Origin of the sequence: Desulfosporosinus youngiae DSM 17734 (assembly GCF_000244895.1) — a bacterium.
Lineage (GTDB): Bacteria > Bacillota > Desulfitobacteriia > Desulfitobacteriales > Desulfitobacteriaceae > Desulfosporosinus > Desulfosporosinus youngiae.
In genome coordinates, this window is sequence record NZ_CM001441.1 from 1,108,130 (window position 1) to 1,128,098 (window position 19,969).

29 protein-coding genes are annotated in these 19,969 nt (G+C 44.6%); 25 read left to right on the forward strand and 4 right to left on the reverse strand.

The features are described from left to right. Positions 1 to 978: 978 nt before the first annotated feature. Entirely contained in the window at positions 979 to 1,173 is a 195-nt protein-coding gene (locus DESYODRAFT_RS05370; protein WP_007780418.1) for a hypothetical protein, read from the reverse strand. A gap of 132 nt (positions 1,174 to 1,305) precedes the next feature. Between DESYODRAFT_RS05370 and DESYODRAFT_RS05375 the strand changes: the two genes are divergently transcribed. From DESYODRAFT_RS05375 to DESYODRAFT_RS05385, 3 genes are read left to right on the forward strand one after another with little or no spacing between them, the layout of a single operon-like run. Continuing rightward, a complete protein-coding gene (locus DESYODRAFT_RS05375; RefSeq protein ID WP_007780420.1) occupies positions 1,306 to 1,866 on the forward strand; it encodes a putative metallopeptidase in 561 nt (186 codons plus the stop codon). Between the two features lie 3 nt (positions 1,867 to 1,869). Further along, positions 1,870 to 2,277 carry a phBC6A51 family helix-turn-helix protein gene (locus DESYODRAFT_RS05380; protein WP_007780423.1) on the forward strand — a complete coding sequence of 136 codons (408 nt, stop codon included), beginning with the start codon at positions 1,870 to 1,872 and terminating at the stop codon, positions 2,275 to 2,277. Then, the gene (locus DESYODRAFT_RS05385; RefSeq protein WP_007780425.1) at positions 2,243 to 3,535 is read left to right on the forward strand and encodes a PBSX family phage terminase large subunit; all 1,293 of its coding nucleotides are present in this window, start codon (positions 2,243 to 2,245) and stop codon (positions 3,533 to 3,535) included. The genes DESYODRAFT_RS05380 and DESYODRAFT_RS05385 overlap by 35 nt, the downstream gene beginning before the upstream one ends. A 146-nt stretch (positions 3,536 to 3,681) precedes the next feature. Here DESYODRAFT_RS05385 and DESYODRAFT_RS05390 read toward each other — a convergent pair whose 3' ends face one another. After that, entirely contained in the window at positions 3,682 to 4,131 is a 450-nt protein-coding gene (locus tag DESYODRAFT_RS05390) for a hypothetical protein (protein WP_007780428.1), read from the reverse strand. Positions 4,132 to 4,209: 78 nt separating this feature from the next. On the opposite strand from DESYODRAFT_RS05390, the gene DESYODRAFT_RS05395 reads away from it, so the two are divergent. The 5 genes from DESYODRAFT_RS05395 to DESYODRAFT_RS28590 are packed head-to-tail and all read left to right on the forward strand — an operon-like array spanning position 4,210 to position 8,104. Continuing rightward, positions 4,210 to 5,691: a phage portal protein gene (locus tag DESYODRAFT_RS05395; RefSeq protein ID WP_007780430.1), complete on the forward strand. Its 1,482-nt coding sequence runs from the start codon at positions 4,210 to 4,212 to the stop codon at positions 5,689 to 5,691. After that, entirely contained in the window at positions 5,660 to 5,872 is a 213-nt protein-coding gene (locus DESYODRAFT_RS05400; protein ID WP_007780432.1) for a hypothetical protein, read from the forward strand. Before DESYODRAFT_RS05395 ends, DESYODRAFT_RS05400 begins: the two co-directional genes overlap by 32 nt. After that, on the forward strand, positions 5,869 to 7,665 hold the full coding sequence (locus DESYODRAFT_RS05405; protein ID WP_007780434.1) for a minor capsid protein: 1,797 nt from the start codon (positions 5,869 to 5,871) through the stop codon (positions 7,663 to 7,665). The genes DESYODRAFT_RS05400 and DESYODRAFT_RS05405 overlap by 4 nt, the downstream gene beginning before the upstream one ends. 4 nt (positions 7,666 to 7,669) lie before the next feature. Next, positions 7,670 to 7,897, forward strand: coding sequence for a hypothetical protein (locus DESYODRAFT_RS05410; protein WP_007780440.1), 228 nt, complete (start codon positions 7,670 to 7,672; stop codon positions 7,895 to 7,897). 57 nt (positions 7,898 to 7,954) lie between these two features. Beyond that, positions 7,955 to 8,104 carry a hypothetical protein gene (locus DESYODRAFT_RS28590; protein WP_007780443.1) on the forward strand — a complete coding sequence of 50 codons (150 nt, stop codon included), beginning with the start codon at positions 7,955 to 7,957 and terminating at the stop codon, positions 8,102 to 8,104. Here the strand turns inward: DESYODRAFT_RS28590 and DESYODRAFT_RS05415 are convergent. Continuing rightward, complete coding sequence (locus tag DESYODRAFT_RS05415) at positions 8,101 to 8,334, reverse strand: DUF2188 domain-containing protein (protein WP_007780444.1); 234 nt, start codon at positions 8,332 to 8,334, stop codon at positions 8,101 to 8,103. The two genes, DESYODRAFT_RS28590 and DESYODRAFT_RS05415, sit on opposite strands and share 4 nt — an antisense overlap. A 181-nt stretch (positions 8,335 to 8,515) precedes the next feature. Here DESYODRAFT_RS05415 and DESYODRAFT_RS05420 point away from each other — a divergent pair, with 181 nt between their 5' ends. Genes DESYODRAFT_RS05420 through DESYODRAFT_RS05475 form a run of 13 tightly spaced genes read left to right on the forward strand, consistent with a single transcriptional unit; the run spans position 8,516 to position 15,223 of the window. Beyond that, positions 8,516 to 9,157: a phage scaffolding protein gene (locus tag DESYODRAFT_RS05420; protein WP_007780447.1), complete on the forward strand. Its 642-nt coding sequence runs from the start codon at positions 8,516 to 8,518 to the stop codon at positions 9,155 to 9,157. A 25-nt stretch (positions 9,158 to 9,182) separates the two neighbouring features. Continuing rightward, a complete protein-coding gene (locus DESYODRAFT_RS05425) occupies positions 9,183 to 10,139 on the forward strand; it encodes a major capsid protein (RefSeq protein ID WP_007780449.1) in 957 nt (318 codons plus the stop codon). Between the two features lie 13 nt (positions 10,140 to 10,152). Beyond that, positions 10,153 to 10,362 (forward strand): hypothetical protein, encoded by a 210-nt coding sequence (locus DESYODRAFT_RS05430; protein WP_007780452.1) that lies wholly within the window; start codon positions 10,153 to 10,155, stop codon positions 10,360 to 10,362. Between the two features lies 1 nt (position 10,363). Further along, positions 10,364 to 10,582, forward strand: coding sequence for a hypothetical protein (locus DESYODRAFT_RS27920; RefSeq protein WP_157137111.1), 219 nt, complete (start codon positions 10,364 to 10,366; stop codon positions 10,580 to 10,582). Positions 10,583 to 10,586: 4 nt separating this feature from the next. Next, on the forward strand, positions 10,587 to 10,898 hold the full coding sequence (locus DESYODRAFT_RS05435; RefSeq protein ID WP_242833539.1) for a DNA-packaging protein: 312 nt from the start codon (positions 10,587 to 10,589) through the stop codon (positions 10,896 to 10,898). A gap of 2 nt (positions 10,899 to 10,900) precedes the next feature. Then, positions 10,901 to 11,260 (forward strand): hypothetical protein, encoded by a 360-nt coding sequence (locus tag DESYODRAFT_RS05440; RefSeq protein WP_007780455.1) that lies wholly within the window; start codon positions 10,901 to 10,903, stop codon positions 11,258 to 11,260. After that, on the forward strand, positions 11,260 to 11,808 hold the full coding sequence (locus DESYODRAFT_RS05445) for an HK97 gp10 family phage protein (RefSeq protein ID WP_007780457.1): 549 nt from the start codon (positions 11,260 to 11,262) through the stop codon (positions 11,806 to 11,808). Before DESYODRAFT_RS05440 ends, DESYODRAFT_RS05445 begins: the two co-directional genes overlap by 1 nt. Beyond that, positions 11,786 to 12,232: a phage tail terminator family protein gene (locus DESYODRAFT_RS05450; protein WP_007780459.1), complete on the forward strand. Its 447-nt coding sequence runs from the start codon at positions 11,786 to 11,788 to the stop codon at positions 12,230 to 12,232. Before DESYODRAFT_RS05445 ends, DESYODRAFT_RS05450 begins: the two co-directional genes overlap by 23 nt. Next, positions 12,225 to 12,407, forward strand: coding sequence for a hypothetical protein (locus DESYODRAFT_RS05455; protein ID WP_007780461.1), 183 nt, complete (start codon positions 12,225 to 12,227; stop codon positions 12,405 to 12,407). Before DESYODRAFT_RS05450 ends, DESYODRAFT_RS05455 begins: the two co-directional genes overlap by 8 nt. A gap of 1 nt (position 12,408) precedes the next feature. Beyond that, the gene (locus DESYODRAFT_RS05460; protein ID WP_007780463.1) at positions 12,409 to 13,725 is read left to right on the forward strand and encodes a phage tail sheath family protein; all 1,317 of its coding nucleotides are present in this window, start codon (positions 12,409 to 12,411) and stop codon (positions 13,723 to 13,725) included. 6 nt (positions 13,726 to 13,731) lie between these two features. Further along, the gene (locus DESYODRAFT_RS05465) at positions 13,732 to 14,415 is read left to right on the forward strand and encodes a hypothetical protein (protein ID WP_007780465.1); all 684 of its coding nucleotides are present in this window, start codon (positions 13,732 to 13,734) and stop codon (positions 14,413 to 14,415) included. A 1-nt stretch (position 14,416) separates the two neighbouring features. Continuing rightward, the gene (locus DESYODRAFT_RS05470) at positions 14,417 to 14,869 is read left to right on the forward strand and encodes a phage tail tube protein (protein ID WP_007780470.1); all 453 of its coding nucleotides are present in this window, start codon (positions 14,417 to 14,419) and stop codon (positions 14,867 to 14,869) included. 27 nt (positions 14,870 to 14,896) lie between these two features. After that, positions 14,897 to 15,223, forward strand: a complete 327-nt coding sequence (locus tag DESYODRAFT_RS05475) for a hypothetical protein (protein ID WP_007780471.1) — start codon at positions 14,897 to 14,899, stop codon at positions 15,221 to 15,223. Here DESYODRAFT_RS05475 and DESYODRAFT_RS05480 read toward each other — a convergent pair. Beyond that, on the reverse strand, positions 15,183 to 15,650 hold the full coding sequence (locus DESYODRAFT_RS05480) for a hypothetical protein (RefSeq protein ID WP_007780475.1): 468 nt from the start codon (positions 15,648 to 15,650) through the stop codon (positions 15,183 to 15,185). The two genes, DESYODRAFT_RS05475 and DESYODRAFT_RS05480, sit on opposite strands and share 41 nt — an antisense overlap. A 94-nt stretch (positions 15,651 to 15,744) precedes the next feature. On the opposite strand from DESYODRAFT_RS05480, the gene DESYODRAFT_RS05485 reads away from it, so the two are divergent. The 4 genes from DESYODRAFT_RS05485 (at position 15,745) to DESYODRAFT_RS05500 (ending at position 19,966) form a co-directional block, all read left to right on the forward strand. Further along, positions 15,745 to 16,167 (forward strand): phage tail assembly chaperone, encoded by a 423-nt coding sequence (locus tag DESYODRAFT_RS05485; protein ID WP_007780477.1) that lies wholly within the window; start codon positions 15,745 to 15,747, stop codon positions 16,165 to 16,167. 268 nt (positions 16,168 to 16,435) lie between these two features. Then, the gene (locus DESYODRAFT_RS05490; RefSeq protein WP_007780480.1) at positions 16,436 to 17,062 is read left to right on the forward strand and encodes a hypothetical protein; all 627 of its coding nucleotides are present in this window, start codon (positions 16,436 to 16,438) and stop codon (positions 17,060 to 17,062) included. Between the two features lie 68 nt (positions 17,063 to 17,130). Further along, on the forward strand, positions 17,131 to 19,287 hold the full coding sequence (locus tag DESYODRAFT_RS05495; RefSeq protein WP_007780483.1) for a tape measure protein: 2,157 nt from the start codon (positions 17,131 to 17,133) through the stop codon (positions 19,285 to 19,287). Between the two features lie 16 nt (positions 19,288 to 19,303). Further along, entirely contained in the window at positions 19,304 to 19,966 is a 663-nt protein-coding gene (locus tag DESYODRAFT_RS05500) for a LysM peptidoglycan-binding domain-containing protein (protein ID WP_007780484.1), read from the forward strand. The last annotated feature ends 3 nt before the right edge of the window (positions 19,967 to 19,969 follow it).

The window sequence follows — 19,969 nt, forward strand, 5'->3', positions numbered from 1 at the left end:
TTCTCCACGCAAAAGGCACTTCCTAAATGGGGGTGCCTTTTCAATATGTCAAACTGACGAGTCTAGGCTCGAACTATATTTCCTCCTCTCGATGAACGCCTCATAATTGGGGCGTTCAATTTTTTAAGGTGGGGTGATTCCGGTATGTGTACGGTCGGTGAAATAGTTCGATATAAACAGCCGGAGGTGTTACGAAGATTGGCTAATATAAAAGATGTTAAGAAACACCCAAAGTCTAAAAAAGTTAATATAAATGATCATGAAGCTGAGCAACTTATGCGACATGACGGATATGAACGTCGACGAGGGGGTATTAGGCAGACGAGGCGGGCGTAGATCTCGCGGCGGTGGTTTTTTGGGCACTAATCGCATACCGCGGCATTCGATAAACAGTTAAATTGGATTTTTTTATGATTTTTTATTTTACACTTTATAGATATAGGGTTTTAGGCAAAAACCAGGCAGAATCATGGTTTGAGCAGCACCTTAAGCATTTCAAAAAAATAATCATCGGGAAAATAAATTAATTTATGATCTGAAACGACACAAAAGCAATGCGGTTCGAGTCGATTCTCCCCTGCATTGCTTTGCAATTTATTATTTTTAACTTCTAGTAATTGCCCCTCCGAGAATAGTTTTCTATCCAAGGAGGGGCACTTACTAAAGGCTAGTTAACACAATTTACTTAGAAAAAGTATCTAAACAGGAAGTCTATAATGTAAATTAGGAGCTGATAATTGTTTGTGATTTCCCGGGTTAATACCAATAGGACAAGTCGAGTCTTTGGGTGATCCAATAAAGATCTTAATCGTTTCATGTTGGGCAACTCCTTCCGAAGTGGAGTCTACTGAGTTGCCTTTAGTAATCGAAATCCCCTCACATTGAGTATATAGCATAATCATGGAAGATATTCCATTTTCATTAATAAAATCAAAGGTAGGCAGGTAAAGGCGGGCGTGAATGGGGTAGAGGTAGTAATTATAATGCCTTACCATCCTCCCTCTGGACTTTTGTCAATAGGTGTAGAGCAGCATCTTCTTCGGATTTTCCCCAAGAATCAATTTCGCGAAAATCTATTTGTGATGTCGTTGATGCATGGTAAAGACCGTTTTTATATTCTATTGCACAAGTGATTGTTCCATAAGATCCAAAATCAAACTTTTTTGACTCCATTACAATACCCCTTTCAAGTTAACATCAAAAAGAGTATTGGACAAAAAAGTAAGAAAATCCTTCCGCCTGCCAACAAACACAAGCGGGATATTAATTCTTCAAGCCGAGGGAATTTAAAAAAGAGGTGGCAAAATGAATGAAATATGCAGTGAGTGTTTCAAAAATAAAGAATGTGAAACCACTTGTGCCGCCTTCAAGGCTCTATATCGTCTTTGGGATGAGCAGAACGAGAAAGATAAAACAATTCTTATCCGGAACCTAAAAAGGCGAATGGGAATCCGTGATGCTGAGCCCAGCAGGAAATTGAGGTTACTTGCTACTAAAATCATAAATCGGTATCCTGAATTTAATTTTATCCGTGAGTGGAACATCAAAATAGGCTATGTGATTAGTCAGGAGCGTAAGAGTGGCGAGAAGATAACATTCGCCGATTGCAGGAAAGTGCAGGAAGTTTTTAAAGCTTACCTGCCATTTGATTTTATCATCACATTTTATGAGCGAAATACGAGTTTCTTAAACGAGAACCAACTGAAGATTTTGATGTTACATGAACTGCGGCACATTACAATGGGAGAACGAGGGCTTAAATTAAGGCCTCATGACATAGAAGATTTTAAGGCAATTTTAGACGAGTACGGACTTGATTGGAATGACTTCGGGAAGGAGTTACCGGACATTTTAGGAGGTGATTGACGGATGAATGAGCACTTACAAAACTTAACAGATTACGAGCCCACTGAAAAGGAACGTAATCTGCTTGAGGTATTGGTAAATCCAGAATACAGAATGAAGTCAATCACTGATGTTTGTAAACTAGCAAAATGCTCACGCCCAGTCTACTACGAAGCTTTTTCGAAACCCGGATTTGTAAGGTTATACGAGCAAAGATCAAGAGAAGTAGTTAAGCAGGCTCTTGGCCCGGTACTCAACACGTTTGTTCGTGAGGCATTACGGGGAAGCTTTCAGCACGGTAAGGTCATTTTGGAGATGGCTGGGGTTTATACAGATAACGTTAACATTAGCGCAAATATTGGCGTCCAGATCATAGACGATATCGGCGGCGGTGACGATGATGGCGATGACAGCAGCACCGACACAGGTTAAGCTTTCCGAAATTGTCACGTCGAAGTTTCAATCCTTCTGGAAAGCCTCCAATTCTCATAAATACCTTCGCCATGTGCTCAAAGGTGGTCGCGGGTCCGCGAAGTCCACCCACATTGCTTTAAAGCTGATCAAGGATATGATGAAGTACCCGGTCACAACTTTGTGCATCAGGAAAGTAGGTCGAACCCTCAATGAGTCTGTATTTGAGCAGCTTAAGGAAGCTATAGAACTTTTAGGCGTATCGGCTTACTGGAAGGAAACAAAGAACCCGCTGCAACTGACCTACCTCTCCCGAGGAAATAAGATCATTTTCCGAGGGGCCGATGATCCGTTAAAAATTAAATCGATCAAGGTGGCCAAATTCCCGATAGCTTTTATGTGGATTGAGGAGTTAGCAGAATTTAAAACTGAAGACGAGGTCTCCACCATCGAAAATTCTGTCCTTCGCGCAGAGTTGCCGGATGGTCTTTTTTATGCCTTTTATTATTCCTACAACCCACCAAAGCGAAAGCAAAGCTGGGTGAACAAAAAGTATGAGTCCCAGTTTATCCCGGCCAATACTTATATCCATCATTCCAGTTATCTGGAGAATCCTTATATATCCAAGGCCTTCAAGGAAGAAGCCGAAGGGGTTAAATATAAAGGTAAGCTGGACAGTGACGGCATCTCGTTGAAGTACAAGTGGGAATATCTCGGGAAAGCCATTGGCTCTGGCGTTGTTCCCTTCGATAACCTGGTGTTCAGGACCATAACAGATGCCGAGATGAAGACCTTTGACAATATCCGGCAAGGGATTGACTGGGGTTATGGCGTGGATGCGTTTTCCTTTGGCCGGTGGCACTTGGATAAAACCCGCCGGATCCTTTACGCCATGGATGAGTTGCACGGGGTGAAGATTAGCAACCGGGAAGCAGCAGATTGGATCAAGAAAAAAGGTTATGAGAATGACATGATCATTGCGGATAGCGCAGAGCCCAAGAGTATCGACGAAATGAAGGGCTACGGGATCCGGATTAAAGGGGCCAAGAAAGGTCCAGGGTCAGTGGAATACGGTGAGAAGTGGCTTGATGATCTGGAGGAGATTGTGATCGACCCCGTAAGGACGCCTAAGACGGCAAAAGAGTTCGAGGATATTGATTACATGGTCGATCCCGACGGAAATCCCAAGGCGAAGCTTGAAGAGACGAATAACCACAGCATTGATCAGGCCCGCTATGCTTGTGAAGGCGACATGAAGAAACCTGGGGTGTCATTCTAATACGACGAGAAGGAAAAGAGGTGAGTCAATGTTCGAAAGAAAAGAAAAAACTGCTGCGGACGCGATAGAAATAAGGGGCGAAAAATCAAATCTGTTTTATAAAATAATGGATTTTCTTCCAGACATACCGGAATGGTTGCCAGCAGCTATTTCAATAGCTGCGCTACTAATTGCCATAATGAAATAAACTCATTTTGAAAAGACTTCATCAAAGCTATAAGGGAAATTACGACAGGGAACGCACGCCAAAACCGTTCCTCATACTTACGACGTAATTCAGATTGCTTATCCAGTTCGTACTCTTGTAAAGCGGTTTTCCCTTTATCGGTTATATAAAAAAACCCTGTAGGTTTGTCGTATGAAAGCCCGTTATCATCTTTAACTAAGACATATTCTTTCTGGATATAGCTTGTATTTTCGATGGGGATACGGAAACTATTGCTCACAGTGCGGTATTCTTGCTCGGCTAATAATTCTAGCCGATATTCAATAGAGTCTATTTCGGATGAAAAGCGATTAACAATCGCTGACTGTTCTACTTTTGTGGATTGATTAACATATTGCAATATTTTGTAATCTATTAAGGTTAGCGCCAATTAAATCCCACCTAAACACATTTTTCAATTAAACTTCTACAAAAACCTTAAACTTTCCTGCGAAAGCGAGGTGAACTAATGCCAATCTCAGAGAATGAGCGCATAGCCACAATAATTAAAGCTGGATCCCGGACGGCGATGAGCCTTGAGCAAATCATTAAGCTAGAGATTAGCGAATGGAAGGCATCAGAAGAATTAGGTTGGATGTACGTCGGGCAGAGGTATTATGCCAATAATCCGGATATCCTACGACGAAAGCGCTTGGTGATCGGCGAAGGCGGTCAATTGGTTGAGGATAAGAATTTAGCAAACAATAAGCTTGTTCATAACTTCCTAAAGAAGCTGGTAAAGCAGAAAGTCGGGTACCTTTTATCCAAGCCTCTATCTATTCAGACAGATAACACGGCATACCAAGAGCTTTTGCAGAAGTATTTTAACAAGGCCTTTCTACAAGCACTCAAGAACTTGGGTAAAGAGGCCATTATCAAGGGAAAAGCGTGGCTCCACATCTATTACAATGACCAGGGACTTCTTTCGCTTAAGCGAATCCCTGCAGAGGAGATCATCCCCCTTTGGCGTGATGCTGAACATACGATGCTTGATGCCCTGATACGGATCTATGAAGTAGAAACGTACCTCGGGATTACCAAAACGATTGTAACTAAAGTAGAGTTTTGGGATACCAGTGGCGTGAAGAGATATATTCTGTCCGATGATCAGCTTACACCCGATTTTGAACAGGGGGAATGGGATAGCCATTTCAAACTCCTAGTTAATAAAGCTGAAGATGGAAAGCCCAGGGAAAAGCTTTACAACTGGGAGCGCATTCCCTTTATTTGTTTTAAGTACAACGATGATGAGGTTCCTTTGATTAAAGATGTTAAGTCTCTCGTTGATGATTATGACAAGCGAAAATCAAGCAATTCCAACGATCTTGACGATTTGCCCAATAGTATTTATGTGATCAAAGATTATGATGGTACAGATCTGGGCGAATTCCGGCATAACTTGTCCGTATATCGGGCTGTTAAGGTCACGGGGGATGGCGGGCTAGAGACCCGGAGCCTGGAAATCAATACTGAGGCCTACAAAAATCACATGGAGATGGACCGGAAGGATATTTACGAATTCGGACGCGGTGTGGACACCCAGTCTGACAAATTTGGGAATAGCCCTTCCGGTATTGCTTTAAAGTTCCTTTATTCGGACTTGGACATGGATGCTAACGATTTTGAGGCGGAATTCCAGGCCGGATTGGAGCAATTGAGATGGTTTATTGATCAGCATATCGCTAATACAGCAAGGCAGGATTTCTCGGAGGAAACCGTTGATTTTATCCTAAATCGCGACATCTTGATGAACGAAACGGATACGATCACGAATGCTAAGAATAGCGTGGGGATTATCTCTGATGAGACGGTCATATCAAATCATCCCTGGGTAACGGATGCCAAGGATGAATTAAAACGGGTTAAAGAAGAGAGAGAAGAAAGCCTTAGCGATTATCCGGGATTAGGGGGTGAGAATAATGTTGGAAAAGATGACGGAAGCGAAGATTAATAGCCTGATCCAAAAGGCTTGTGATGGCCTGATAAACCAAGTTGAACAGGGGCTCATTGACAAGGAATCATTTGACGCAGTTTCCGGCTTGATTGAAGCCATCAATAATGAGAGCAGCCCTGAAAATGATACCAATATAGTGGGCTTCTGCGTTGATCCAGAAACGAGTGAGACCGAATGAAGCCGGCAGAGTATTGGCAGAAGCGTTTTGAGCAGCTGGCCCAAAGTCAATTTGACAAGGCGGATGAGTATACAAAAGCCCTTCGCAAAGAATACGATCGGGCTATTCGATCTATCCAGCGTGACATAGAAGTTTTCTACCAGCGCTATGCCGATAACAATGGCATTGTCGATCTGGCCGAAGCAAAGCGGCAACTCAACGCTAAGGAGCTAAAGGAGTTTCGATGGACACTTGAAGAATTCATGGAAAAGGCCAAAGATAATGCGGACGGTCGCTGGACGCAACAGCTAGACAATGCATACTACCGTACCCGGGTCAGCCGTTTTGAAGCCCTACAAATGCAGATCAATCAACAAGTCGAGATGCTGGCCGGGAGTAAGCAGCAGGGTACCGGGGATCTCTTGGGTAGCGCCTATACTGACACGTATTACCGAACCCTTTTTGAGATTCAGTCAGGCACAGGCATAGGAGTCTCTTTTGCTCGTGTAGACCATAAAGGTCTGGAAACGGTCCTTAAAGCCAAGCTTGATGGAGCGAACTGGTCACAACGGATATGGAACGATCGAGACAAGCTGAAGCAAGAGTTGTACACCAAGCTATCTCAATCATTTATTCGTGGTGATAGCATTGACCGAACGACTCAGGATCTGGCCAAGAGAATGAATGTGTCCTACTCAAAGGCTTACCGACTGGTGCAGACAGAGACAGCATTTTTTGTTGAGCAGGCCACAATGAACAGCTATAGTGAAAGCGGTGTTGTTGATCGGTATGAATTTCTAGCAACGCTAGAACTTGGAACCAAAAAGGGAGGCACATGTGAAATCTGTCAAGGACTTGACGGGAAAGTCTTTAAGATATCTGAGCAGGAAATTGGTATAAATAATCCGCCAATTCATTGCCATTGTCGTTGTACAACAGTCCCCTATTTCGACGATGATGAAGGTATCGGCGAGAGAATAGCCCGGGACCCGAAGACACGAGAAACCTATACCGTTTCTGAAAATATGACTTATCCTGAATGGTACAAGAAGCATGTTGTAGATAAGTATGGTCAAGGCCAAACTGAGATTATGCAGAAAAAGGCTGCTAATGTCTACTCGGATCAAGAGCAGTACGCTCGTTATAAAAAGATTCTCGGCAAAGATGCGCCGAAAACCTTTGATGACTTCAGGGATTTGAAGTATACTGAAGCTGAGAAGTGGGGCACCCTTAAGGCGGATTACCGAAAGCTGAATGCTTACGATAAGATTATTGCCAAGGAACCGGGCATAACCAAGGACTTGAAAGAAGTCTCTGAAGCTACTAAAACTGAAATGGTTGGGCTTGATTATCGGATCAAAAGCAAAGAATCCTACTTGCGCAAGGTCAACATGGATAGTAAGGAGAGCTTGAGCCCTCAGGTTATTGACAATACTATCTCAGGGACTAACGATGTGATCCGCTATACTTATCAGGCTCCCCATAGTAAGTTGGTAGGTCAATATGCCGTGGTGAATGAGGCGCTGGCTAAGAAAGGTTATTCTCTCGTAAAACTCAAGAACACCTGGCCGGTTAAGGCGAATCCCTACAAGGGCATTAACTGCACTTACCAATCTCCAAATGGGCAAAAGTTTGAGGTTCAGTATCATACACCGGAAAGCTTTAAGCTCAAAAATGGAGAGATGCACAGCCTGTATGAAAAATGGAGGCTCATGAAGAACAAGGCTGATCCCGAAGCCGTGAAGCTCTCAAGGCAGATGAATGAGCTATCCAAGAATCTTAAAGTCCCGGATGGAATAGAAACGCTGAGGTGAGATAATGGACACAACTTATTATTATTTGACTGACCTGAATCAGGTTGGCAAGATAGAGGACTTTGTGCCGTATCTACATGACAAAGAAAAAGGCTGGATCGTGGACAATGATAATCTGTTGATGGATAGGGTCATGGGATATGACGGAGACGGCATTGGAAGCTCGGACATGGTATTTAGAGCGGATGAAATTTCTGGAGCTAAGGCCATGCGATTAATTGAAAACGGTTAAAGCCATCTATCGGTTTCGATAGGTGGTATTTTTATTTCAGGAGAGGAGGGAGCAAATATGGAGGATTTTAGAGTTCTATCAAATCAGTTCACAAAAATTGTAATTGAAACCGATGAAGAAAACCCTAAAACCATTGCCGCAATCACAAATGAGGATGTAGATGTAAGCGATGGCTTTAGGGTAAGAATGACGCCAACATACGATTAGTGCTCGGTATCTTTGGGAGGATTGGGGTCCTTGCCGTAGCTGTCTTTTGACTGAATTCTACCGTTTCCGCCTTGAATAATTAATTCTGAGCCCTGATTCTTGGCAATGGCTTTGCCATAGTCAATGGCATCTTTTTTGTTTTCAAATTGTTTAGTATCGCGCTCGTTACCTTCGCCATGAACGCCCCATTTTCCATTACCTCTGGGCGACACCCATTGATTTTTGCCCATATGAAAGTTCTCCTTTCCTAGATATTCAGCGAGTAAGTGCTGATAAGAAAATTATACCAGATTTGGCACCTGTGACGAGGTGTCTTTTATTATGCCGCCATTTTGGAATTTTGGGCGTTAACTACAAAGTCATCACCGGACACGACCGGGTTAAAAGTGAAGATGAGAGGACGGATATAAAATGACTAAAGAACAATTTGTCGCTTTAGGGTTGAGCGAAGAGCAAGCAGAGAAAGCCGCTCAGGCATCTCAGGAAGAGCTCAAAGGATATATTCCCAAGGTTCGTTTTGACGAGGTCAACGAGGCAAAAAAGAAATCCGAAGAAGCGTTGAAGGAACGGGATGGGCAGCTGGCCGATCTAAAGAAGTCTGCCGGAGACAACGAAACCCTTAAAGGTCAAATTGAGCAGCTTCAAAAAGACAATAAGAAAAAGGAGGAAGAGTACCAGGCGAAGCTGCGGGACATGTCCATCTCGACGGCAATCAAGCTTTCTGTGGCCGGTGATGCTCACGACCCGGATTTAATTTCCACACTCCTTGATAAAACTAAAATTGAGGTTAATGAGGATGGGGCTATTAAGTCAGGATTAGACGATCAACTCAAAGCCCTGCGGGAAAGCAAGGCTTTTTTGTTTGTCGAGAAGAAGGATCCGGCAGACCCCCAATTCAAAGGGGCTCAACCTCATGAAAGTAAGAGGCATAAAAGCGGAGATGGTCAGGTCAATCCATGGAAGAAGGAAACCTTTAATTTGACGGAGCAAGGCCGACTCCTGCGGGATAATCCCGATCTAGCAAAGCAACTCCAGGCTATAGCTAAACAATAAAAATAACTTATGAGGTGATGTTAACATGCCAGCAACACGTATAGCGGACGTGATCGTCCCCGAAGTATTTAACCCTTATTTAATTCAACGCACAGCAGAACTTTCGGCCTTGGTGCAATCTGGGATTGTTGTTCCGGATTCGCAATTGGACGAACTTGCGGCAACCGGAGGAACCATCCTTAATATGCCGTTCTGGAACGACCTAACAGGTGACTCTGAAATCCTTAGCGATACAACCCCTTTATCGGTAAATCACATTGTCGCTGCCAAAGATATGTCTCGATTGCATACCAGGGGCAAAGCGTGGGGGGCCAACGACCTTGCCAAAGCTCTGTCTGGGGACGATCCCCTTCGGGCTATTGCTGATCTTGTGGCGGCATGGTGGAACAGGGATCGCCAGAAAATGCTGTTCAGTACATTGAAAGGTGTATTTGCAACGCCTAGTATGGCCGGCAACAAGCATGACATTTCCGGAGCTGCCGGCTCTGCTGCCGTCATTAGCGCAACCACGACCGTTGACGCCCAACAGAAGCTTGGAGACGCCGCCGACAAGCTTACAGCCTTCTCTATGCACAGCGCCGTTTACAGTAAACTGCTGAAGGACCAGTTGATTGAATGGCAGAAAGACCCTGTGACCGGCGCTGCTTTTGCCGCTTACCTGGGCAAGCGGGTTCTCGTGGACGATGGACACCCCAATGCAGCCGGTGTCTACACTACTTACCTGTTTGGACCAGGGGCGATCGGTTTTGGCAATGGGGCTGCACCAGTACCCACGGAAACGGATCGCGACAGCCTGCAGGGCGACGATATTCTTGTCAACCGGCAGCATTTTATCCTGCACCCACGGGGCGTAAAATGGACGGAGGATTCAGTGACAGGGGTATCCCCCACTAACGCAGAGTTGGAAACCCCGGATAATTGGGAGAGAGTATATGAGAATAAGAATATCCGTATAGTTCAGTTTGTCCATAAGATAGCGTAAGGGGGGCTGCAAAATGCCAGATTTAAGCAGTGTTAAATCCAGAACAACGCCAGTGGGAAAAATCCATGGAGTGATTAAATACCTGGAAAAGTTGGAAAGCGGCGAGGGCGGATCTATTTCCGCCTCTGCTGTTACTGTATCTGAAATTCCCGGAGTTACAGGAACAGACGTTCAATCGATCCTGGCTGAATTTGCAGCCAGGATCGCCACGCTGGAGGAGTAAAATGAGTGCCACTGCATTTATCCGTGCCCGCAGGTTGGCGGAAAAGAAAAAAGAAGCCGATCTGGAAGGGCATAAAGATCAGAACGAGCCGGGCTCCCCAGGAAATAAAAAAGCAAGCGGGCAAGAAGGGGAGATGAGGAAAGATAATGCATCCAAGCGATCCAAGCAACCAAGAAACTATCCTAACAAAGGTAAAAAATCGCCTGGAGTTGAAAACTGAGGATATGGATAGCTTAATAAAAGATTACATTGAAGAACTCGGATGGCGAATTTTGCATTATTGCAACCTTTTAGATATCCCGAACTCTTTAAAATTCACCTGGGTATCGATGACTATTGACGCTGTCCGGATTGACCTTCCCCATGTGGATGAAATCTCCGATACGGTCGGCGGCTCTGAAGCCGTGAAAATTGGAGATACACAGGTAAGCCCCGGAAGAGGAGACGGGGTGTCTAATACTTCGAAGGATGTCATAGACAAAGTAGTCCTGAATTACCGCATCGATCTGAACCGATACCGGAAGCTGAGGTGGTAGCGATGATCAACTATAAGCGTCATCGCCGGGCCATTAAAAAACTGTATGAGGACACCTGCACAGTTAGCCGCATGATCGACGTAAAGAAGCCCTCAGGAGAGACCCGGCAGGAGGAGCAGACGGTCTATGCTGATCAAAAATGTAAGCTCTCTCAGAAGTCGTTGGCCAGCAATCAGCAAACGGAATCCACGAACAATATTCTCTATGAGACCAAGTTTTTCATAGCCCCTGAGTTGGAGATTAAACAGGGGGACACAGTGGCAGTCACCCATTGCGGCAGGACGCTGAAATTTACGGCGGGAGAGCCCTTTCTTTATGGCTCCCATCAAGAAATCAGCCTACAAAGGGAGGACAAAGCCTAATGGCTCGCTGGGGAAGTTTTCGCTTCGAGGAATTCGAGAGATTAGCAAAATCATTCCAAAAAGCCCTAGATGAGCGCGTGATGGAACGGTTCATCAGGGAGTTCCTGTCGGAGATGGCTATGCGCTCTCTACGAAAGATTAAGATGCGGATGCTGGCAGACCACGGTGACCTCCGCCGAAAATGGCAGGTTGGGAATGTTTCTCGAACAGGTGACGCTTATGTCATAGAGATTTTTAATAATCTAGAGTATGCTTCATTCGTGGAATACGGCTTTCGGGCGCATTGGGTACCGGGGCACTGGGAAGGCAACAAATTTATCTATGACCGATCAGTGATACACCTGACCAAAGAGGCAAAGGCAGCTTATAAGGAAAGATATGGCTCTTTAGGCATGTATGTGGGTAAAAGGAAAATCGGTTGGGTCAGTGGCAAATTCATGATGACCATCTCCATGCAGGAGATTGAACGGGAGCTGCCCAAGTACCTCGAACGCAAGCAAATCCAGATCCTAGAGCAAATAATGAATGGCCGACCGCCAAGGAGATGATGACGTGATTACGGTAAACTTGGTTCGGGATAGCGTCATGTCGGCACTGGATCAGCATTTCCCGGAGATAAAAGTACATGGCGAGGAAATTAGGCAGGGCTTCAAAAAGCCTTGTTTTTTTGTAAAGCTCTTTCCAGCGTCACAGGATCAGCTCCTTGGCCGGCGGTACCAACGTAGTCATTCGTTCGATATCCACTACTTTGATGGGAGCAATGAGGATCTGCATGACATGGCAGAGCAGCTGTACGACAAAATGGAATTGATTAGCGCAGATGGCGGCCCTATCCGAGGCACGGGAATGCGCCATGAGGTTGTTGACGGAGTGCTTCACTTTTTTGTCAACTATAACTTCCATGTACAGCGCAGCGTTGAGCCGGATCCGCTTATGCAAACCATGGAACAGGAGGGGTATGTACGTGGTTAACACCGAGAAAAAAGATGTACAGGTCACGAAGACCTACACGAAACAGCAGATACTGCAGTCTAAAAAATATCCTCAAAAGGATGTTTTAAATGCACTCTTGGAGGATGGACAACGATACACCCAGGAAGAAGTCCTTGAGTTATTAGACAATTTTCTGAAGAAGGAGGTCAAGTAACATGGCAGCAGGCACGTGGGTTGCACAAAATAAAGTGCGGCCAGGGGTTTATGTAAACTTTAAGTCAGAACCTCAAGCGCTGGGAAGCCTTGGGGAACGTGGCATAGTTTCGATTCCACTAGCGTTGAGCTGGGGCGAACCCAATAAGGTAATCACTATTGAGGCAGGGGAAGACACGTCCACTAAGTTGGGTTACAGTATCGTTGATCCTAAATTACTCTTGATTAACGAAGCCCTGAAACGAGCCCAAAAACTCCTCCTGTATAGGCTTAACGCCGGGACGAAGGCAACGGCTACAGCTGGCAATCTTACGGTTACCGCTAAATGGGGCGGGGTCCGCGGGAATGACATTTCCCTGGTCATTCAGGAAAATATTGATGATGATACAAAGTTTGATATATCCACCCTAGTGGATGGGGTTGAACAGGACCTGCAAACGGTAGCCAATATTGCCGGGCTCACCGTAAATGACTGGGTTGTCTTTTCGGGCACCGGAGCTTTAGCAGAAACGGCTGGCGCACCTCTTACCGGCGGGGCAGACGGCACAGTCACCAATCAGGCTTATATCGATTATCTGGCCGCAGTGGAGATTTACGACTTTAATACTCTGGCCTTGCCTTCGACAGACAACACCCTTAAAGCAACCTTCGCAGCTTTCTGCAAACGGCTCCGGGATGATGAGGGCAAAAAGATCCAGGTTGTCCTGGAAAACTATTCGATAGCTGATTATGAAGGCGTGATCAGCGTCAAGAATGGCGTAGTGCTTTCAACTGGGGCAACCCTTATGGCAGCACAGGCAACGGCCTGGGTAGCCGGTGCCACAGCGGGAGCTGAGGTCAACGAGTCGTTAACCTACCAAGCCTATGACGATGCCGTAGATGTGGCTCCCAGGTACACGAATACCCAGATCATTGCAGCGTTAAAAGCCGGGGAGTTTTTGTTCACGGCCAGCGACAACCGGGCGCTAGTCGAGCAGGATATTAATACCCTGACAAGCTTCACGGTGGACAAGGGCAAGGCTTTCCATAAAAACCGGGTCATCCGGGTCTTAGATGGCATCAACAATGATTTAGTGAGCATCTTTTCAGAGTTTTATATCGGGAAGGTCAATAACAATGATGACGGCAGGAACCTGCTCAAGAATGAATGTGTGAACTACATGGAAACTCTGCAGGGGATTAATGCCATCCAGAACTTTGACTCACAGACTGACCTGACTGTCATTGCGGGTAACGAAGCTGACGCTGTTCTTATTGAAGCCTACACAATGCCAGTGGATAGCGTAGAGCGTATATACCTCTTGGTAAAAGTGAGGTGATGACTCGTGCCAAGCTTAAAACCGAAACGAGATTTGACCGATATGCTCTTCGAAAGACTCTATGTTATTGGTTATGGAAAGAGGCAAAAACAAAACAAAGGAGAAAGGTATTCTCATTTTTGGAAATGTCAGTGTGAATGCGGAGCAATAGTTGAAGTTGAACATTGGCATTTATTGAGTGGGCACACCAAGTCCTGTGGATGCTATAAGATGGACATATTGCTTGACAGGAGCACAAAGCATGGAGATGTAGGGTCAAAGCTGTACAATACGTGGGGGAATATGAGATCTAGGTGCTATAATAAAAATCGCCCTGATTACCCATATTACGGGGGGCGAGGAATTACTATTTGTAAAGAGTGGAGAGACAGTTATCAATCTTTCAAGATGTGGGCTCTTCAAAATGGGTATCATGATGGGCTTACTATTGAAAGGGCAGACAATAACAAAGGATACTTTCCTGACAATTGCCTTTTTGCTACTCGATTTCAACAATCAAGGAACAAAAGGAATAATATTAAGGTTGAATTTAGGAACGAGGAACGTTTATTGATTGAGCTTACCGATGAATTTGGACTTTCTCCTCAAAAAGTACGAGCTCAATATCATAGGGGGCTTAACATTAATGAGATACTTGAAAGAGGTGGGTTGCGTAATCCGCCTCTTTATTATGAACAGGGGGTAAGTTAACATGGCCTTTATGAAATCGGAAGATGTCATCACAGGGAAGCAAGCCCGGGCCTTTGCGACGATCAATGGTCAAGTAGAAGAGTTGTTCTACGCTAAGTCCATTGAAGCTACGATTGAAAAGACCAAAACCGATGTCCCCATTCTGGGGAGAATGAATGTTGCCAAGAAATCTACGGGTTGGTCAGGCAGTGGGACGTTGACGGTTTATTACGTTACAAGCTTGTTCAGGTCCTTAATGCTGAAGTATATCAAGACGGGCAAGGATTTTTATTTCGACCTGCAGATTACCAATGAGGATACGACCTCAAGCATCGGGAAACAGACGACTGTTCTTAAAAACTGCAACCTGGACAGTGTCATCATTGCATCGTTCGATGCAAGCAGCGATGATGCTATCGAAGAGGAGCTGCCATTTACCTTTGAGGATGCGGATATCCTGGATAAGTTTAAATAAGCCGGCAATGGGATGGGGGGTTTTATTATGGATGATGCGTCAAAAACAGAAGAAGAAGAACTTCAAGGAGCTGTCCGTAAGATTGTGCGTGAAGAAATACAGAAATTGAGGCCCATTGAAATTATAGGCCTCAATCCCGCTTCTTCCGATTTAGAAAAAAGAGTAGCCGCTTTGGAAGAATGCATTCCCAAGCGGCTCAAAACGTTGAAATTTGACAAGGAAAAGTTTGTGAAGACCATAAAGGAGAATATGCTCCAGCATTGTTGTAATTTAGATGTAAGCGAGGGGTCAACAATTGGGGATATTTTGCAAACTATTGCTTATTCTTTTCAAGAAGCGTTAGAGGAACTTTAAGTTCGACTTTGTTCTCTACGCCCGTAATCATGGCACTGACAATAAGGTAGTTGACGTCGTCAAGAGTCTCCTTAGAAATACCGTAAATTTCTTCAACGGTATACCCTAGCCCATTTGGATCATTAGGTGTTGAATCCGAGAATTTATGGGTAACAATCGCAGAGGATAATGTGATGCACTCTTGCTCGAAATCAGCCTGACTTTGGGATTTAGGCAAGAGCTCATACAGTCCGTACTTTATTATTGGCGTTTCATTTGTGAGTAGGACTTTTACAAATCTCTGAATGAAAGCATCAAGCCCTTCAACCCATGAACCCGGAATAAAACCGCCTTTAACAAAATCAAACTTAAAGTCTTTTTTGTAGATTGCCGCGTCCACTCTTGGGGACAAAGTTGATTTAACAGGAATAGATGGTTGCCATTTCATGTGATCACCTCCCTTCGATAGCTTACTCTTTCGACGGGAGGTGCCCCTTTCCCTTGAACATTGTCAAATAAGTAAATTATAGGAGGAATAAACGATGAGTGATTTACAAGCCTTTTTTGCCCAGAATGTGGAGTCTGATATTACCGATGAGTTTGTTGTTAGTGAGCGATTTAAGGGTGCTGATGGGAAACCTATTCCGTGGAAATTGCGGACCGTAACCGAGGCCGAGAACGAAGAAATCCGTAAGTCGGCCACAAAAAGGGTTAAGGGGAAAAACGGAATGAGGGTTCCCGAAACCAATCCAGAGGAGTATACGGCCAAGCTTGCTGCTGCAAGTGTAGTCTACCCGAGCCTAAAGGATGCTGAACTGCAGAAATCCTACGGAGTCCTAGGGGCCGAAGACTTACTCAAAAAGATGTTACTCTCTGGCGAGTATGCGGCGCTGATCCAGAAGGTCGAAGAGTTCAACGGGTATAACCGCGACATTAACGAGGTCGTGGAGGAAATAAAAAACTAATTAAGGAGGGCGATAGCGAGTGGAATTACGCTTACTACGCCCTCCATGAGTTGTACATTAAACCTTGGGAATACGCCGGTTACAACCTGGAGCAGAAGGCGGCGATTATAGCCCTCGTTGATGTCCGGGTTGAGGCGGAGAAAAGGCAGGCGGCAAAGTTGAAAAAGAAATAGCGCCTAAATAGCCTTAAACTTCTCATTTTTCCGTTTACACCGGAATAATTTGCTAGTAGTATATAAGCAAAGATGTGTGAGCGGGAGGGGATAGGATGGGGAAACGAAAAGTTATTGGAATAGTATCTATGGTACTCGGTGGGTTAAGCCTAATAGATGGAATAGTAAATAATAATTTTGAAGGGATTCCGCCTGGGATACTATTTTTACTGATAGGCTTGTTCTTAATAATTAAAAAACCAAAAACACAAGCGCAAAAAGAAGAAAGAGCAAAAGCAATAGAGCGTCAAAAAGCCCTTGTGTACGGGAAACACCAAGCCGGACTTCCGTTATCCGAGGGATTGGGATGTGAACTCGAAGGTAACTTAAGCGAAGACAATCTGACAATTACAGGCGGGGGAAATACATTTAAGTTGGCTTTCAGTAAGATTACGGATATGGTAATAAAAACTGATACGGAAATACAAAAATCTTATGTATCTAGTGTGGGAGGGGCCATTGGGGGAGCCGTCCTATTTGGACCATTAGGGGCAATGATTGGTGGCAGAGCAAAAGAAAAGAAATCCACCACAACAATACATTACCTCATTATTACGTATCTTAAGGATGGAGAAGTCAGTTATATAGGGTTTGATGTGTCATTGAATGTTTCAAGGGCACAAAATTTAGTTAAAACTATTTCTTCAAAATTCCGTCCGATTGGGCAGACCATAAATCTCTAATTAATATAAGAAAAAGCATCTTCTTTCGGGGGTGCTTTTTCTTATGCGCGAAAGGAGGTCCGACAATTGTGCCAACTATAAGCTCGACACTAAGAATGTTTGACGGAATGTCAGGACCATTACAGAACATAACCCAGGGCATGAATCTTATGCTATCAAGTATGAGGCGAATGCAAAGTGCAACTGAGCAAAATACCAATATTGGCAGGACGCTTGTGGCTGCTCAAGAGAGAATCGCGGCCGCCGAAGTGGGCATAAGGCAAGCTATTGATCAGTCCACTCGGGCACAACAACGATTTAATCAATCAAGTCAGAGTGGTGCAAACCTTATCAACCAAGCGTCAAGTGCGCAGGATAGGTTTAATGCGTCAGCTCAAAGTGGGGCGCGGCATTCAAATACAATCCTTACTAATCTTAGAGGGATAGCGGCAACCTATGTTAGTCTGATGGGATTAAAAACAGGAATGAACATTAGCGATAGTTACGTTTCAGCGCAGGCCCGACTTAAACTGATTAATGATGGGTCCCAAACAGATGCGCAACTCCAAGATAAAATATTCGCTACAGCAGATAGGACTTATGGTAATTATGGTGTCATGGCAAGCAGCGTAGGAAAACTCGGACTCTTAGCTGGGGATGCCTTTTCCAATAATAATGAAATTATCAGATTCACAGAGTTGATGCAAAAGTCCTTTAAAGTTGGGGGCTCGTCTACAATGGAGCAACAGTCCGGTATGTATCAGCTCACCCAAGCAATGGCCGCTGGGAAGCTACAAGGGGATGAGTTTCGCAGCATCATGGAAAATGCTCCTATGCTTGCAAGTGCCATTGCTAAGTTTACAGGAAAATCCAAAGGTGAGCTTAAAAAGATGTCGGCGGAGGGAACAATTACTTCAGACATAATTAAAGGGGCTTTATTCAATGCAGCGGATGACATTAACGATAAATTTGCAACTATGCCCATGACCTTTGCGGATGCACTCAATAGGATGAAAAATAACGCGCTTCAAGCTTTTGGCCCTATGATAGAACGCATTAATTCAATGCTAAATAGTCCAGGCGGGACAACGTTCATAAATAACATAAGCGCATCTATCGAAAGGGCCGCATTTGTTGCTGATAAATTGTTGACGTTAGTTTCGGGGATCTATGGATTTATTTCGTCTAATTGGGGGATGATTGTGCCAATTGTAATGGGGGTTGCCTCAGCGTTCCTCCTCTACAATACTATTTTAAGAATAAATGCTTTTTGGACGGGGGTTACTGCCGCAGCAGATTTAGCATCGGCCAGCATGAAAGCAGCTAAAGCGCGTGCAACTCTGGCGGCAACGTCAGCGACGGCAACCGAAACAGCTGCTCAGTGGAGGCTAAATTCTGCCTTATTAGCCTCCCCAATAACGTGGTATATTCTTGCCGTCATTACGCTAATATCCATCTTCTATATTGCAATAGCTGCCATCAACCATTTTGCTGGCACAAGCTATTCTGCCACAGGATTTATTGCGGGGGCCTTTATGGTCGCCGGAGCAGTTATTATGAATGTAGTCTTAGCGGTCCTTAAAATTGTTATTAATGTCGTCGCGACAATCTGGAATGTAATCGCAACGGTCGCCGAATCTATTAGAAATGTATTTAATGACCCGGTAGGTTCCATTGTCCGATTGTTCGTTGGCTTGGGGGATACAGTTTTAGGAATATTGGAGACTATAGCTTCGGCAATTGACACGTTGACTGGAAAGCATCTGTCGGATGCAATCAATGGATGGAGGGGCGATCTTCAGGGGATGGCTGATGACTTAGTGGGTGAAGTAGAAATAAAGGTTCCGCGCTTAGATCCCCACGATTACCTTCCTGGTCGATTCGATTACACTAACGCTTTTAACAAGGGTTACAACTGGGGCAACAATATTTCCGATAAATTTAGCTTATCAAATATTCCAGGAAATACCCTGACGGATTTCGACTTGGGCAACATACCTAATATTGATCGTGTCGGTGAAGTTGGCAAAATCAAAGATAAGGTCGATATCTCCAACGAAGACCTTAAGATCATGCGCGAGTTAGCCGAAATGAAAAACATCCAGAACTTTGTAACACTTACACCAACAGTAGCAGTCACAACCGGGGATATTAACAATGGTCAGAGCGTGGACACTATAGTAGGGAAGATTAAAACTATGCTGGAGACTGAGATTGCTTCGTCTGCATCAAACGTTTATGCGTAAGAAGGGGTGATGAGCAATGCCCTACGGCATCAAGCTGAGTCTATATTCAGAGACCATTGAGCTCCCTGTTATGCCGGGAGCCCTGGAAATTGGAGAGGGCGGAAATAACAAGACCTATGATATTGTGGCCCTGGGGGAAATCAACGTCATAAAAAATCCCAAGCTCTCAGAGTATGCCTTCAGCAGCTTCTTCCCGGCCCAGCGGTACCCATTTGTTACGGTTCAGCCCCTGCTGCTCCCTTACGAATATGTAAAACTCATTTTAAAGTGGATGAAATCTAGAGAACCCATTCGCTTTGTTTTTATCTCCGATACCTTTGATATCAATACCCTGGCCAGTATTGAAGGTTTTGACTGGAAAGAAGAGGCCGGCAGATCAGGTGATATTGACTATTCCTTAAAGTTGAAGAAATATGTGCCTTATTCAGCACGACGAGCTGTCAGCATTTCAACGTTGCAAACTGCCACAGCCTCAACACAAACAATTCAAGCCCCTGAAAGGCCAAACGAGCAGCAGACTCCCAAAACCTATACCCTTGTAGCCGGTGATACTCTATGGGCCGTAGCGCAGAAGCAATTAGGCAATGGGAGCCGCTGGCCAGAGTTACAATCCTTAAATGGTATTTCAGATGCCGATATTAAGCGGCTACAAATCGGCCAAGTAATAAAGTTGGCATAGGAG

Bases quoted from the DNA above. Each gene is read 5' to 3' on its own strand.
- DESYODRAFT_RS05460 (WP_007780463.1), top strand. From the start codon at position 12,409: ATGGCAGCAGGCACGTGGGTTGCACAAAATAAAGTGCGGCCAGGGGTT.
- DESYODRAFT_RS05485 (WP_007780477.1), top strand. From the start codon at position 15,745: ATGAGTGATTTACAAGCCTTTTTTGCCCAGAATGTGGAGTCTGATATT.
- DESYODRAFT_RS27920 (WP_157137111.1), top strand. From the start codon at position 10,364: ATGAGTGCCACTGCATTTATCCGTGCCCGCAGGTTGGCGGAAAAGAAA.
- DESYODRAFT_RS05375 (WP_007780420.1), top strand. From the start codon at position 1,306: ATGAATGAAATATGCAGTGAGTGTTTCAAAAATAAAGAATGTGAAACC.
- DESYODRAFT_RS05490 (WP_007780480.1), top strand. From the start codon at position 16,436: ATGGGGAAACGAAAAGTTATTGGAATAGTATCTATGGTACTCGGTGGG.
- DESYODRAFT_RS05385 (WP_007780425.1), top strand. From the start codon at position 2,243: ATGATGGCGATGACAGCAGCACCGACACAGGTTAAGCTTTCCGAAATT.
- DESYODRAFT_RS05380 (WP_007780423.1), top strand. From the start codon at position 1,870: ATGAATGAGCACTTACAAAACTTAACAGATTACGAGCCCACTGAAAAG.
- DESYODRAFT_RS05435 (WP_242833539.1), top strand. From the start codon at position 10,587: ATGGATAGCTTAATAAAAGATTACATTGAAGAACTCGGATGGCGAATT.
- DESYODRAFT_RS05420 (WP_007780447.1), top strand. From the start codon at position 8,516: ATGACTAAAGAACAATTTGTCGCTTTAGGGTTGAGCGAAGAGCAAGCA.
- DESYODRAFT_RS05410 (WP_007780440.1), top strand. From the start codon at position 7,670: ATGGACACAACTTATTATTATTTGACTGACCTGAATCAGGTTGGCAAG.
- DESYODRAFT_RS28590 (WP_007780443.1), top strand. From the start codon at position 7,955: ATGGAGGATTTTAGAGTTCTATCAAATCAGTTCACAAAAATTGTAATT.
- DESYODRAFT_RS05470 (WP_007780470.1), top strand. From the start codon at position 14,417: ATGGCCTTTATGAAATCGGAAGATGTCATCACAGGGAAGCAAGCCCGG.
- DESYODRAFT_RS05445 (WP_007780457.1), top strand. From the start codon at position 11,260: ATGGCTCGCTGGGGAAGTTTTCGCTTCGAGGAATTCGAGAGATTAGCA.
- DESYODRAFT_RS05450 (WP_007780459.1), top strand. From the start codon at position 11,786: ATGGCCGACCGCCAAGGAGATGATGACGTGATTACGGTAAACTTGGTT.
- DESYODRAFT_RS05475 (WP_007780471.1), top strand. From the start codon at position 14,897: ATGGATGATGCGTCAAAAACAGAAGAAGAAGAACTTCAAGGAGCTGTC.
- DESYODRAFT_RS05430 (WP_007780452.1), top strand. From the start codon at position 10,153: ATGCCAGATTTAAGCAGTGTTAAATCCAGAACAACGCCAGTGGGAAAA.
- DESYODRAFT_RS05500 (WP_007780484.1), top strand. From the start codon at position 19,304: ATGCCCTACGGCATCAAGCTGAGTCTATATTCAGAGACCATTGAGCTC.
- DESYODRAFT_RS05370 (WP_007780418.1), bottom strand. From the start codon at position 1,173: ATGGAGTCAAAAAAGTTTGATTTTGGATCTTATGGAACAATCACTTGT.
- DESYODRAFT_RS05415 (WP_007780444.1), bottom strand. From the start codon at position 8,334: ATGGGCAAAAATCAATGGGTGTCGCCCAGAGGTAATGGAAAATGGGGC.
- DESYODRAFT_RS05400 (WP_007780432.1), top strand. From the start codon at position 5,660: ATGTTGGAAAAGATGACGGAAGCGAAGATTAATAGCCTGATCCAAAAG.
- DESYODRAFT_RS05405 (WP_007780434.1), top strand. From the start codon at position 5,869: ATGAAGCCGGCAGAGTATTGGCAGAAGCGTTTTGAGCAGCTGGCCCAA.
- DESYODRAFT_RS05480 (WP_007780475.1), bottom strand. From the start codon at position 15,650: ATGAAATGGCAACCATCTATTCCTGTTAAATCAACTTTGTCCCCAAGA.
- DESYODRAFT_RS05395 (WP_007780430.1), top strand. From the start codon at position 4,210: ATGCCAATCTCAGAGAATGAGCGCATAGCCACAATAATTAAAGCTGGA.
- DESYODRAFT_RS05425 (WP_007780449.1), top strand. From the start codon at position 9,183: ATGCCAGCAACACGTATAGCGGACGTGATCGTCCCCGAAGTATTTAAC.
- DESYODRAFT_RS05440 (WP_007780455.1), top strand. From the start codon at position 10,901: ATGATCAACTATAAGCGTCATCGCCGGGCCATTAAAAAACTGTATGAG.